The following is a 12,880-nucleotide window of genomic DNA, read 5'->3' as shown; positions in this document are numbered from 1 at the left end:
GAATATCAGTTCGTGAGAACTTCGTCGAGAAGCGCCTCGGCCTTGTCCTCGTTCGTCTTCTCGGCGAGGGCGAGCTCACTTACCAGAATCTGCCGCGCCTTGGCCAGCATGCGCTTCTCGCCGGCCGAAAGCCCGCGCTCCTTGTCGCGGCGCCAGAGGTCGCGGACGACCTCGGCGACCTTGTTCACGTCGCCGGAGGCGAGCTTCTCCAGGTTCGCCTTGTAGCGCCGCGACCAGTTCGTGGGCTCCTCGGTGTGCGGTGCGCGCAGCACCTCGAAGACGCGGTCGAGGCCATCCTGCCCGACCACGTCACGAACGCCGACATCCTGGGCGTTGTCCGCCGGTACGCGTACTGTGAGATCACCCTTGTCGACCCTCAGAACGAGGTAGGTCTTATCCTGGCCCTTAATGGTGCGAGTCTCGATCGCCTCAACACGGGCAGCCCCATGGTGGGGATAGACAACGGTGTCGCCGACCTTGAAAGTCATGTGACAAGTACCCCTTCCGCTACCACCAGGATACCACGAATCTGTGACTTAACGTACCTATTCGGTTTACGTACGCGCAGGTCAATGCCGCTTTCGGGGTCTTGACAAAGCTCACCCGAGGTGCTTCGGACCTGGTGGAATACGGTCCGGGCCCGTGCCGCGCGGGGTGCCCGCCGGCCCCGCCGCCGGGCCGCGCGGCCGCACGGCGAGCACGCAGGGTGAAGGTGAAGACCTCCCCCCATGATCTCACCACCGGCCGGTGGCCCGACCTCCGCCCCCTCGACCTCCGCGCGCCGCCCCAAAGCACCGCGCCGCCGCACCGCGTGATCTTCGCCACGCTGCGCGGCGGCGCGCCGTCTCGGCCGGGCCCGCAGGCCCGGGTCAGCTCTCGGTGTCCATGTCCTTGGGCCGCTGGCCGGTGACCATGTAGACCAGGTTGTCGGCCACGTGCACGGCGTGGTCGCCGAAGCGCTCGTAGAACCGCCCGGCCAGGGTGACGTCCATGGTGGCCTCCACCCCGTGGTTCCACCCCGGGTCCAGGATCCGGGTCAGCAGCCGGCGGCGCAGCCGGTCCATGCGGTCGTCGTCCTTGTCCAGCTCCAGCGCGGTGTCGGCGTCGCGCTGCGCCACGACCTCTCCGGCCTTGATGACGAGCAGCTCGGCCTGGTGGCCCATCTCCAGGACCGTGGACCGCAGCTCGGCGGGAATGGCGGAGTCGGGGTGGCGCCGGCGGGCGATCTTGGCGATGTGGACCGCGTGGTCGCCCATCCGCTCCAGGTCGCCGGACATGTGCAGGGCCGTGATGATGACCCGCAGGTCCGAGGCCACCGGCTGCTGGCGGGCCATCAGGTCGAAGGCGCTGGCCTCGATCTCCTCGTCGAGGCGGTTGAGCTCCTCGTCGCCGGAGATCACCTCCTGCGCGGCGTTGAGATCCGCGTCGAGCAGCGCCGTGGTGGCGCGTGCGATCGCGTGCCGGGCGAGCCGCGTCATCTCGACGAGGCGCTCACCGAGGGCGTCAAGCTCCTCATGATAGGTATCGCGCATGTTCACATCGTCCCAGGTCGTAGCTGAATCATTTCGGAATCATCGGTGAATAGTGACGAAACCTCGGTTGTAACCCGTGGTCAGAAGGGTAAAGCAGGCCATCCGCCGCTTACGATCGAACTGTGCAAGGAGAACTGCTCGCCGCTATAGCGGGACTCGTCGGCCTCGTGACAGGCGTCGCGGCGGGTCTGGCGTTCCGCATCAGCGAGTCGGGCGGCTCCCGCGCCCACGAGCCGCAGACCCGGACCGAGCTGCCCGCCGGCATCGCCGAGGTGCTCGCCGCGCTGCCCTCCTCAGCGGTGGTCCTCGACTCCGCCGACCGGGTGCTGCGCGCCAGCTCCGCCGCCCGCGCCTACGGGATCGTCCGCGGCGACGAACTCGTCATCGGCGACCTGCTCGCCCTGGCCCGCCAGGTGCGCCGCGACGGCGTCATCCGCGAGACCGAGATCGAGGTCGCCGTCCACAAGTTCGGACCCGATTCCACCTCCTTCGCCGTGCGCGTGGCCCCCCTGGGCGGCACCGGCCTGGTGCTGGTGCTCGCCGAGGACCAGACCGAGCGGCGCCGCGTCGAGGCCGTGCGCCGCGACTTCGTCGCCAACATCAGCCACGAGCTCAAGACCCCGGTCGGCGCGCTGTCGCTGCTGGCCGAGACCGTGGCCGACGCCAGCGACGACCCCGAGGCCGTGCGCCGCTTCACCGGGCGCATGCAGCAGGAGGCCGCCCGGCTGACCAGCGTCATCCAGGATCTCATCACGCTGTCGCGGATCCAGGGCGCCGAGCCGATGGCCGAACCCGACCGCATCTCCATGGAGAGCGTCGTCGACGAGGCCCTCGACGCCGTCCGCATGGCCGCCGACGCCAAGGAGATCGAACTCGTCTCCAGCGGCACCGAGGACACCACCGTGCTGGGCGACGAGGGCCTGCTGGTGACCGCCATGCGCAACCTGGTGGCCAACGCCGTCGCCTACAGCCCCGAGCGCACCCGGGTGTCGGTCACCGCCGAGGCCGTCGACGACATGGTCGAGATCAGCGTCGCCGACCAGGGGATCGGTATCCCCACCCAGGACCTGGAACGCATCTTCGAGCGGTTCTACCGTGTGGACGCCGCTCGGAGCCGGGCCACCGGAGGCACCGGCCTCGGCCTGGCGATCGTCAAGCACATCATGACGCACCACCGCGGGGAAGTGACCGTGTGGAGCAAGGAGGGGTCGGGGTCGACGTTCACCTTGCGTCTGCCCCGCGCCCAGACCCGGGAGCCGCTCAGCCCCGGTGAGAACACCAATCAGGAGGCAGCACAGTGACGCGTGTACTCGTCGTTGAGGACGAGGAATCCTACAGCGATGCCCTCTCGTACATGCTGCGCAAGGAAGGGTTCGAGGTCGCGGTCGCACCGACCGGAACGGTGGCGTTGGAGACGTTCGACCGCACCGGGGCCGACCTGGTGCTGCTCGATCTGATGCTGCCCGGCCTGCCCGGCACCGAGGTGTGCCGCACCCTCCGGCAGAAGTCCAACGTCCCGGTCATCATGCTCACCGCCAAGGACTCCGAGATCGACAAGGTCGTCGGCCTGGAGCTGGGCGCCGACGACTACGTCACCAAGCCCTTCTCCTCCCGCGAACTCGTCGCCCGCATCCGCGCGGTGCTGCGCCGCCGCGGCGAGGACGAGGCGCTGCTGCCCACCGCCCTGGAGGCCGGCCCCGTCCGCATGGACGTGGAGCGGCACGTGGTCACGGTGCGCGGCGAGAACATCCAGCTCCCGCTCAAGGAGTTCGAACTGCTGGAGGTCCTGCTGCGCAACGCCGGCCGGGTGCTGACCCGCATGCAGCTCATCGACCGCGTGTGGGGCGCCGACTACGTGGGCGACACCAAGACCCTCGACGTCCACGTCAAGCGGCTGCGCGCCAAGATCGAGACCGACCCCGGCAACCCCGAGTTCATCGTCACCGTGCGCGGCCTGGGCTACAAGTTCGAGCCGGTGGCCGCGGAGTAGCCCCCGCGCCCCACCAGCGCCCGGCCCGGGCACCGGGCGGGCCCGGCGGCACCGCCGCCGTCGGCCGTTCACACCTCGACGACGACGGTGAACGGCCCCTCGTTCGTCAGCGACACCGACATCATCGCGCCGAACACCCCCGTCTCGACGCGGGCTCCGAGGTCGCGCAGCTCTTTGACAACGGCGTCGACCAGCGGCTCGGCCACGGGACCGGGGGCCGCCGCCTGCCATGTGGGCCGGCGGCCCTTCCGGGCGTCCCCGTACAGCGTGAACTGGCTGACCACCAGCACCGGCGCGCCCACCTCCGAGCACGACCGCTCGCCCTCCAGGATCCGCAGCCCCCAGATCTTGGCCGCCAGGCGCCGCGCCTCGGCCTCGGTGTCGGTGTGGGTCACCCCCACCAGCGCCATCAGGCCCGGACCGGTGATCTCGCCGACCACGGCGCCCTCCACCGTGACCCGGGCGTGCGACACCCGCTGCAGGACCGCCCGCATGCGCGTCCCTCCCCTTCTCGACCAGACGTGTCGGTCCGCGGCGCCTCAGCGCAGCGTGCGGAACTGCCGCGTGTTGGAGATGACCCCCGTCAGCGTCAGCGCGAAGGACCGGATGGAGTCGGCGAAGTCCTGGAGCTTCCAGTCGTCGGGGCCCACGTACCAGGGCAGCCCGTCGGCGGGGTCCTCGCTGCTGGCCGAGGCCAGGATCGCCGCCCACCGGTCGACGTTGTCGAAGATGATGGCGTAGGGCAGGTAGCGCGAGAACAGCGCCACGCGATGCCGCGGCGGCACGTCCTCGGCCTCGGCGCTGAGCAGGTAGTCGCGGAACCCCAGGGTGTGGGCGAACACCACGCTGCCCTGCCGGGTCTTGGCCGGCATGAACTGCGCGCCCACCGTCACCGCGGCGCCGGCGATCACCACGGCCAGCCCGGTGAACGCCGCCTGGGTGAAGACCGCCAGCAGCACGGTCAGCACCACGCCCACCACCGTGATGGCGATGCCCACGGTCGCCCACCGGTTGCGCTCCACGTTGGGCCGGTTGGCGAACCACTTCAGCCGCACCATGTCGCGGTACAGCTCGTCGCGCACCTCCGACAGCCGCGCCGGGAACTCGCTGCGGCCCAGCTCGGAGAGCTTGACCTGGTGCCACTGGTGGAACAGCGCGTCCAGCAGCATCCGCTCATAGGGCAGCAGGTCGTCGTCGACGGGGCCGGGGCGCTTGTCCAGCCGCCAGTCGGTCGCCGAGTACTGGGCGTGCGGCAGCTCCCGGATGGTGAGGTGGCCGCGCACCGCCAGGTCCACCACGGTGGCGGTGATGTCCACCACGTCGGCCTGCTCGTCGATGAGCGTGCCGATCTGACCGGGGTGGACGTTGTCGGGCGGGCGGAACCGCACCGCGTCGGGCTCCCCGGCGGCGCCGCCCGCGGCCGCCACGGGCGCCCGCCCGGCCGCCGCCTCGGTGCGCAGCGCCCGCTCGTCGCGCCCGCGGATGCGGATCAGCGCGATCAGCCCGCCCACCGGCACCAGCAGCAGCAGCCCGAACACCGTGGCGGTGCCCGGGGTGATGGCGAACGCCGACTGCAGCGACCAGTTGCGCTCCAGGATCGCCTCGCCGCCGATCGACCCGGCCGGGTAGCCCACTACGATGTAGAGGAAGTCGCCCGGCTCCATGTCGGTCTGCAGGAAGCGCGCCAGCAGCGCCTGGTGGCCGCCCATGTCGGAGGAGGTGCAGTAGATGGAGCTGCTCGGCGCGCCGGCCGTGCACGACAGCGCGCTGGGCGGCACGGCGGCGTCCACGACCACCGTGGTCTCGGCCACGGGGGCGCTGTAGCCGCCCACGGCGGTCCACTCCAGCTCGGTGCCGGTGCCCACCGGGTCCACGGCGCCGCGCACGGTGTAGCGCAGCACGACCTCGGAGCGGCCCTCGGTGTCCATGCGCAGGTCCAGGGTGCCGTCGCGCTCGGCGCGCTCCACCTCGACCGCGCCGCCGGAGACGTCCACCGCCGAGACGTCGCTCACCTCGAAGAGGCGGTCGTGCTCGGCGTCGTAGGGCTCGCGCACCACCAGGGTGCGCACGAACTCCTCGGGCGGGTCGGCGCCGAAGGAGATGGCCTCCTCGGCGTGCAGGACGCCGTTCTCGCCCAGTTCCAGCCGGATGGCGTTGCTGGTCTCGCGGCGCGCGCCGTCGCCGGGCAGCGCGGCGGGCAGGGACTCCGTGGCGGAGGGCTCGGGCGGTTCGGCCGGCGCGGCGAGCGCGGGCGCGGCTACGGGCACGGACGCGGACACGGCCAGCACGAGTGCCGCAGCCGCCGCGCGCGCCAGTCCAACCCCGCCCATGTCGTGAGAGCCTATCGGTCGACGTCGGGCGGCCGGTACGCGAGCGCCGCCGGCGGGCCGGCGCCCCGCACATGTCACCACGTGCCGCCATAATCGATGTGGTGCGGCCGCGCTGCCGCACACGCGGACGGATACCGAACGGGGAGGGGGACCAGCGCGTGGCAGAACGCTTCGGGGGGTTCGGCACGGCGGCCGGCCGGCACGCCGCGCTGCCCCGCTACGCCCGCAGGCCCCCGCGCCAGCGCCTGGGCACCGCCGTCAGCCTCGCGCTGTGCACCGGCCTGGCCGCCATCGGCCTGGCGGCCTTCCTCAGCGTCTCCGCCATGTTCGGCCCCCCGGCCCACGCCGGCCCCGCCACCGGACTGCCCGCCGGCACCGCCCCCGCCGCCGACGAAACCCCCGTCGGCGACGACACCGGCGCCGACATCCTCACCCAGAACCCGCTGTACGCCACCGGCGCCATGGCCGAGGTCGAGTGCGAGGCGCCGCCGCTGGACGCCCACGACCCCGCGTCGATGGAGAACTTCCTCCACGACATCACCGACTGCCTCGACCGCGCCTGGGCCGAGCAGTTCGCCGGCACCGGCGCCGAGTTCGAGCCGCCCAGCCGCATCTACTGGTACACCGCCGGGCAGAGCCCATGCGGCAACTTCCCCACCGCCGGCACCGCCGCGTTCTACTGCCAGGCCAACAAGGGTCTCTACCTCGGCATCTCCGACATCGTCGACAACTCCAACGACAGCACCCGCCGCGAGACCTACACCTTCCTGCTCAGCCACGAGTACGCCCACCACGTCCAGGGCGAGGCCGGCATCCTGCAGTACTTCCACCACACCCGCGCCGCCGAGGACGACCCCGCCGCCCAGGACCTCCTCACCCGGCGCAGCGAACTCCAGGCCAACTGCCTGGGCGGGCTGTTCCTGGGCGCCGCCGCCGACTCCTACCCCGTGGGCGCCGACGAACACGACGCCATCCTCGACGACGCCGAGCGCCGGGGCGACTACAATTCCGGCGACCGCACCCACGGCTCACCCGAGAACGGCCGCCTGTGGACGGCGCACGGCATGGACCGGGTCGACCCGGCCGCATGCAACACCTGGGAGGCGCGGGAGGAACTGGTCGATTGAACACCCCACGCTCGCTGACCGCCCTCGGGGCCGCGACCCGGCCGCACGGCGGCTGACCCGCCCGGCACCGCCATGGCGACCATTCCCGGGCCCGCCGGCGGCCCCGGACCGCCCGCGCGCGGCCGCGGCGCGCTCTACGCCGCCCTGGCCGCGCTGCTGGCCGCCTTCACCGCCCTGACCGGGATCGCCGTCGTCGGCGACGACCCCGGCCCCGGGCCCGGCACCGCCGCCACCCCCCAGGCCGGCGCCACCGCCGACCAGGGCGACACCCAGCGCCCCTCCGGCCAGAGCGCGCTGGTGGCCAACCCCCTCTACGAGACCGGCCGGCTGATGCCGCTGCCCTGCCCGGCGCCCGAACTCCACGTGCACGACCCCGCGTCCATGGAACGCTTCCTCCACACCGTCGCCGACTGCCTCGACGACGCCTGGGCGCGCCAGTTCCGCGAGGCCGGGGTGCCCTTCGAACCGCCCCGGCGGGTCTTCTGGAGCGAGGGCGGCACCAGCCCCTGCCGCGCCTACCCCTCGGGGGCGGGCGCATTCTACTGCCGCGCCGTCAAGAGCATCTACATCGGCACCTCCGACGTGGTCGACAAGTGGGGCGGCAACGAGGTCAGCGCCGTCTACGCCTCCCTGCTGGCCCACGAGTACGGCCACCACGTCCAGGGCGAGGCCGGGCTGCTGGAGTACTACCACCAGCAGCGCAGCCTGGAGACCACCCGCATCGACCAGAACGTGTGGACCCGCAAGAGCGAACTCCAGGCCAACTGCCTGGCCGGGGTCTTCCTCGGCGCGGTGCGCGTGACCTACCCGCTCACCGACTCCGACGTCGCCGCCGTGCTCGACGACGCCGCCGCCACCGCCGACCGCGAGAACGGCCCCGAGGAGGAGCGCACCCACGGCTCGGCCGACAACAGCGTCCTGTGGCTGGAGCACGGCATGGCCGACCAGTCGCCCGGGGCGTGCAACACCTGGGCCGTGGAGGACGACGCCCTGGTGCAGTAGCGGACCGCCCCGCCCCCGCCGCGCGCCGCCCTTCCCCGCCCGCCCCGCCGCGAACGACCTGGTCACCCCGGTCGCCGCCGCCCCTGGGCGCGGCCTGCGCGCTCGCCGCACCGCCCCCGGCCGCCGCGAGCGCGCCCCCCGCACCGGTTTCGGGTCCGCGCCGCCCCCGCCCGCGGCGGATCCGGGCCGCCGTATCCCCCCTACGCCCCGGCGGCGCGTGCGAAAATCACGGCATGCAGCTACGCGCGGTGGAGTTGCGGGTCCACGGAGTAAGCGGGGGCGAGGCCGAGGAACTGCTGGACGTCGAACCCGCCGTGCGGGTCTCCGGCGACCGGCTCGCCGGGTTCTTCCGCTGGCGCCGCAAACCCGACACCGAGACCGTGCCCGGCGTCCCCCGCGAGATCTTCGCCTGGGGCACCCTGACCTCCGGCCGCTCCTCCCGCGCGCTGTGGCTGCTGCTCCTGCCGTTCATGCTGGTCAACATCGCCTACTGGATGCGGCCCGGCCGCCTCGACGACGCCCGCTCGCGGCTGGGCGCCGCCGCCGACGCCACCTTCGGCGCGGCCGTGCGGCTGCTGGCGCTCACCCTCACCGCCCTGCTCATCCTGGCCGCCGCCGGAATCGGCATGGACCTCGTCGGCTGGCAGTGCGCCGGCCACGGTACCGCCTGCGCCGAACTGCGCCCCCTACTCGGCCCGCTCTCGGCCCCCGGCGCGCCCCTGGCCCAGCCGCCCCGCGCCCTGGCCGTCGGCGCGCTGCTGCCGCTGCTGGTGGTGGCGGTGCTGTGGCGGCTGTCGCGGCGCACCGCCGCCTACACCGTCACCGGCGCCCTGCCCGCCCCCGACCCCGCCGCCGAGGCGCCGCTGAGCGCCCCCGGGTTCTGGCGCCGCGAACCCACCACCGCGCGGCTGCGCTCCGCCCACATCGCCACGGCCGTCGCGGTGGTCACCGTTCTGCTCGTCGCCCCGCCCCTGACCGCCGACGGCCTCAGCCCGGCCGGCTCGGTCGGCGCCGCCCTGGCCGGACTCACCGCCGGGGTGGTGCTGCTCAGCGCGGTCGGCGTGGTGCTGCCCGGCGACGGCGACCACCGCCACCGGCTCGCCGACCTGTCCTGCCGCGTCGTGCGCGACGTGTCGCTGCTGCTGCTGGTCGCGGCGCTGGCCTACGCCCTGTGGCCCCGCCCCGGCTGGACCGCCCAGGGCCCCCTGCCCTGGTACAGCACCATCCTCAACACCCTCTTCGCGGTGCAGTGCGTGCTGGGCGCCGTGCTGCTGGCCGCCGCGATCGTCCTGCACCTGCGGCGCGGCACCCGCGCCGGCACACCGCTGGGCGGCACCGCCGGACCCGCCGCCGCGATCCTGGGCACCCTGCTGGGCGGCGCGCTGTCGGCCGCCACCGTCTACCAGGCCGCCGGCTGGCTGGGCGGCTGCTACTACCCCGGCGCCGAGGACGACGGCTGCATCGTGCTGCACCCCGCCGGCGCCTACTCCTGGCTGCAGCTGGCCTTCACCATGGAGGCCGCCATCGCCCTGGCGTGCGCGACCGCCGCCCTGGTGGTGCTGCGCCGGCGCGCCCCCGAGGAGGAGCTGCGGGTGCGCGAGATGTACCCCGGCGCCGACGACCCCGCACGCACCCGCGAGATCGCGCGCGCCCGCGCGTTCGGCGGCGTCACCGAACTCCTGCCGGCGTGTGTGGCCGCGCTGCTGCTGCCCGTGGGCGCGCTGGTGGCGCTCGTGCTGTACTCGGCCTTCACCGGGCACCTCACCGCCGCACCCGGCGAGGACGCCGGCACCGGCGGCCCCCAGTCGGTCACCGCCGGAGCGCTGCAGGCCGCCGTCACCGTGATGGTGACCGTCGGCTCGTTCCTGGGCGGCGCGTTCCTGCTGGCGCTGATGTGGCTGGGCGGCACCGCCTACCGCAACGCGCCCACCCGCCAGGCGGTGGGTGTGCTGTGGGACGTCGGCACGTTCTGGCCCCGGCTGGCGCACCCGCTGGCCCCGCCCAGCTACGGCGAACGGGCCGTGCCCCAACTGGTGGCCCGCGTCGCCCACATGGCCGAGCAGGGCACCGGCGTGGTGCTGTCGGGCCACTCCCAGGGGTCGGTCCTGGCCGCGGCCACCCTGTGGCAGCTGCCCCGCCGGCTCGGCGGGCAGGTGGTCCTGCTCACCCACGGCTCGCCGCTGTCGCGGCTGTACGCGCGCTACTTCCCCGCCTACTTCGGCCCCGCGTCGCTGGGCGACCTCGGCTCGCGCACACTGCGCTGGCGCAACCTGTGGCGGGCCACCGACCCCATCGGCGGGCCGGTGCGGATCGCGCGGGAGGGCGGGCCGCACCCGGTGGAGTCCGCCGAGCCCCTGCCCGACCCCCGCCACTACGGGGTCCAACCCGGCGAGGCGCTGTGCCCGGAGGTCCTGGGGCACTCCCGCTACACCCGCGACCCCGCCTACACCACGGCGATAGCCGACGCGGTGGACCTGCTGGCCGAGCGCGCGCGGCCCCGCGCCGAGGAGGACGCCGACGCCGCGGGGGCGCCGGCCGCCGAGGCCCCGCCGGCGCCGCGGCGCCCACCGGGCGGCGCGCCGGCCGCGGACCGCGCGGCCGAAAGGGGCGGCGCGCCGGCGGGAGCCGACCAGCCGGGGCCCGCGGTGGCGCCCGCCCCGGGCGCCGCACCCGCCCCCCGGGCCGAGGGCGCCGCCGCCCCGGCGCCGCAGGACCTACCAGGGGCCGTAGGGCCCGTCCTTGCGCCCGATACCGCGCACGGCCGGGCGGACGTCGAGCAGGTAGATCAGCGCGACGATCAGCGCGATGAAGACGAAGAACCGTACTGAGGTGAACACCGCGCTGAACGACACGAAGGTGGAGACCCCCAGCAGGACCAGCCACAGCTTCTTGGTCTGCTTGTCCATGGCGGGGAACGCCTGGGAGGGCGTGCGTGCGGCGTCGACCAGGGCGAACAGGCTGGTCACGAAGATCGCGACGTAGATGAGCCACCACATCAAACTCAGCGTGCCGAGCACTGGACCCCTCCGAACCTCAGACGGCTGCTGACGGGCCGGCGGCGGGCCGCCGGCCTCTCCCACCCTAAACGGCCAGGCTCGCGCGATGGTGCCCGAACAGGCCCGCCCGAAAAGCCGGGCGGGCCGGGGAGAAAACGCCGGAGAGGAGCCGGGGCGCGCGGCACCGCGCGCCCGCCGCGCCTACAGCGGCACGTGCCACAGGGTCAGGATCGACGCCATCAGCAGCACGGCCGCGCCCAGCACCCCCGCGCTCTGCGAGGGGGTCAACGCCTTCGCCGGGTTCAGCAGCCGCGACACCCGGGTCAGCACCTCGGGCTCGTCGGTGGTGACCGCCAGCGCGCCCGCCGGAACCGGCGAGGCGCCCGACGCGCCGAACCGCAGCAGCGCCATGGCCAACTCGCGCGGCGACCGCTCCCGCCGCGCCTGGTCGTCGGCGCACATCTCGATCAGCAGCGCCACCGCGCGGTAGTAGGTCTCGACCACCTTCACGTGCGGAAACGCCCGCTTGAGCGAGGAGAACGGCAGCAGCACGAGGTCGTGGCGCTGGCGCAGGTGCGCGTGCTCGTGGGCGATCACCGCGGCCAACTCGCTGGGGTCGAGCACCTTCAGCGCGCCCGCGCTGATCACCACCTCCGAGCGCAGCACGCCCGGCAGGCAGTAGGCCGCGGCCGTGGGGTGGTCCAGGATGCGCGCGCCGGGCACCTCGGGGTCGTCGTGGGCGACCAGCCGCAGCAGATCGTGGTGGCGCCGGCGCACGCGCAGCACCTGCACGAACGACGCCGTCAGGCCGCTGAACAGCAGCAGGGTCAGGCTGAAGGCGAGGACGACCGCGCCCACCTGGGTGGCGCCCAGCGTGGTGCCGGAGATCCGCGACAGGTAGAGGTCGTGCGCCCAGGCGTCCTCGGCCAGCGCGAACAGCCCGCCGATGACGCCGCGCCCGTAGGGGGCCAGGCCGAACGCGAGCAGCGCGCCGATGGTGGAGAAGCCCCAGGCCAGGCCCAGCACCTGCCAGGCGATCACGGCGACGTAGGGCCCGCGCGCGGGCCAGGAGGCCCGCCGGAGTCGTGCCGCGGCCACGAAACAGCCAACCGCGATGGTGGTGAGCAGTGCGGCACTGACCATTCGGCTACGTCCTCGGCTCGTCGATTTCCGCGAGCGCGCGGCGCAGCGCCTCGGCCTCGGGACCGCTCATCGAGCGGACGAACGCGGCCAGGGCGGCATCGCGGTCGCCCGTCTGGCCGAGCGCGTCGAACATGAGCTCCGAGACGTAGTTCTCCCGGCTGGCTGCCGGGCGGTAGCGCCACGCGCGTCCTTCGCGAGCCCGTGCCACGACCCCCTTCTTGGCAAGCCGGTCCAGCACGGTCATGACAGTCGTGTGCGCGAGGTCGCGGTCCGCGAGAGCACGGCCCACCTCACGGACCGTCAAAGGCTCGTTCCGCTGCCACAGTACATCCATCACCGCGCGTTCGAGGTCGCCGAGCCGATTCATGGTCCGGAGTCTACCCGGGGTAGTACTACAGGCTGTCGCGGGGCACGTTTCCAGTTCGTGAACTGCCAGACCCCTTGCCGCACAAGGCTTCCCGCACCTCACCCGCCCCACGGCGCGCCCCGGCCGACCGGGGCGCCGGCGGGCACCGGGGGCCCCAGGGGCGGTGGGGTGCCGCCGGAGGCGCCGGATGACCTGGAGGACACCGGGGACACCGGGGACACTTGACCGAGGGCCCCGAGGAGCACCCGCCGGACCGCCGCCCGGTACGCCTCGCCGCGCGCGGGAGGCGGAACCGTTCGACGCGGGGAACGGAACGGGGCGGGCGCGGCGCGGCTGGGCGGGGGCGGCACACGCCGCGGCCGCGCGGCCGCGGGAGGGAAGGGGAAGAGGGCG

General features: G+C 73.7%; 12 protein-coding genes. 5 read left to right on the top strand and 7 right to left on the bottom strand.

Going from position 1 to position 12,880, the window contains the following annotated elements; genetic code table 11:
• Window positions 1-5 precede the first annotated feature (5 nt).
• On the bottom strand, window positions 6-488 hold the full coding sequence (locus HNR12_RS18770) for a CarD family transcriptional regulator (RefSeq protein WP_179768839.1): 483 nt from the start codon (window positions 486-488) through the stop codon (window positions 6-8).
• 381 nt (window positions 489-869) lie between these two features.
• A complete protein-coding gene (gene phoU, locus HNR12_RS18765; protein ID WP_179768838.1) occupies window positions 870-1,532 on the bottom strand; it encodes a phosphate signaling complex protein PhoU in 663 nt (220 codons plus the stop codon).
• Window positions 1,533-1,654: 122 nt separating this feature from the next.
• On the opposite strand from phoU, the gene HNR12_RS18760 reads away from it, so the two are divergent.
• Window positions 1,655-2,833, top strand: a complete 1,179-nt coding sequence (locus HNR12_RS18760) for an ATP-binding protein (RefSeq protein ID WP_179768837.1) — start codon at window positions 1,655-1,657, stop codon at window positions 2,831-2,833.
• Entirely contained in the window at window positions 2,830-3,522 is a 693-nt protein-coding gene (locus HNR12_RS18755) for a response regulator transcription factor (protein ID WP_179768836.1), read from the top strand. Before HNR12_RS18760 ends, HNR12_RS18755 begins: the two co-directional genes overlap by 4 nt.
• A 68-nt stretch (window positions 3,523-3,590) precedes the next feature.
• Here HNR12_RS18755 and dtd read toward each other — a convergent pair whose 3' ends face one another.
• Both dtd and HNR12_RS18745 read right to left on the bottom strand, forming a co-directional pair.
• Complete coding sequence (gene dtd / locus HNR12_RS18750; protein ID WP_179768835.1) at window positions 3,591-4,016, bottom strand: D-aminoacyl-tRNA deacylase; 426 nt, start codon at window positions 4,014-4,016, stop codon at window positions 3,591-3,593.
• Between the two features lie 45 nt (window positions 4,017-4,061).
• Window positions 4,062-5,852: a DUF2207 domain-containing protein gene (locus HNR12_RS18745; RefSeq protein ID WP_179768834.1), complete on the bottom strand. Its 1,791-nt coding sequence runs from the start codon at window positions 5,850-5,852 to the stop codon at window positions 4,062-4,064.
• A 158-nt stretch (window positions 5,853-6,010) separates the two neighbouring features.
• On the opposite strand from HNR12_RS18745, the gene HNR12_RS18740 reads away from it, so the two are divergent.
• From HNR12_RS18740 to HNR12_RS18730, 3 genes are all read left to right on the top strand, one after another.
• A complete protein-coding gene (locus HNR12_RS18740; RefSeq protein WP_308118904.1) occupies window positions 6,011-6,979 on the top strand; it encodes a neutral zinc metallopeptidase in 969 nt (322 codons plus the stop codon).
• A gap of 72 nt (window positions 6,980-7,051) precedes the next feature.
• On the top strand, window positions 7,052-7,981 hold the full coding sequence (locus HNR12_RS18735; RefSeq protein WP_179768832.1) for a neutral zinc metallopeptidase: 930 nt from the start codon (window positions 7,052-7,054) through the stop codon (window positions 7,979-7,981).
• A gap of 233 nt (window positions 7,982-8,214) precedes the next feature.
• A complete protein-coding gene (locus HNR12_RS18730) occupies window positions 8,215-10,809 on the top strand; it encodes a hypothetical protein (protein ID WP_179768831.1) in 2,595 nt (864 codons plus the stop codon).
• Here HNR12_RS18730 and HNR12_RS18725 read toward each other — a convergent pair.
• From HNR12_RS18725 to HNR12_RS18715, 3 genes are all read right to left on the bottom strand, one after another.
• Window positions 10,696-10,977: a DUF2516 family protein gene (locus HNR12_RS18725; protein WP_179770712.1), complete on the bottom strand. Its 282-nt coding sequence runs from the start codon at window positions 10,975-10,977 to the stop codon at window positions 10,696-10,698. The genes HNR12_RS18730 and HNR12_RS18725 overlap by 114 nt on opposite strands.
• Window positions 10,978-11,178: 201 nt before the next feature.
• Entirely contained in the window at window positions 11,179-12,120 is a 942-nt protein-coding gene (locus HNR12_RS18720; protein WP_179768830.1) for a M56 family metallopeptidase, read from the bottom strand.
• A gap of 4 nt (window positions 12,121-12,124) precedes the next feature.
• Window positions 12,125-12,487, bottom strand: coding sequence for a BlaI/MecI/CopY family transcriptional regulator (locus HNR12_RS18715; RefSeq protein ID WP_179768829.1), 363 nt, complete (start codon window positions 12,485-12,487; stop codon window positions 12,125-12,127).
• Window positions 12,488-12,880 lie beyond the last annotated feature (393 nt).

Origin of the sequence: Streptomonospora nanhaiensis (genome assembly GCF_013410565.1) — a bacterium.
Lineage (GTDB): Bacteria > Actinomycetota > Actinomycetes > Streptosporangiales > Streptosporangiaceae > Streptomonospora > Streptomonospora nanhaiensis.
Note: the sequence above shows the minus strand (reverse complement) of the source record. Positions and strands in the feature narration are given on the sequence as shown.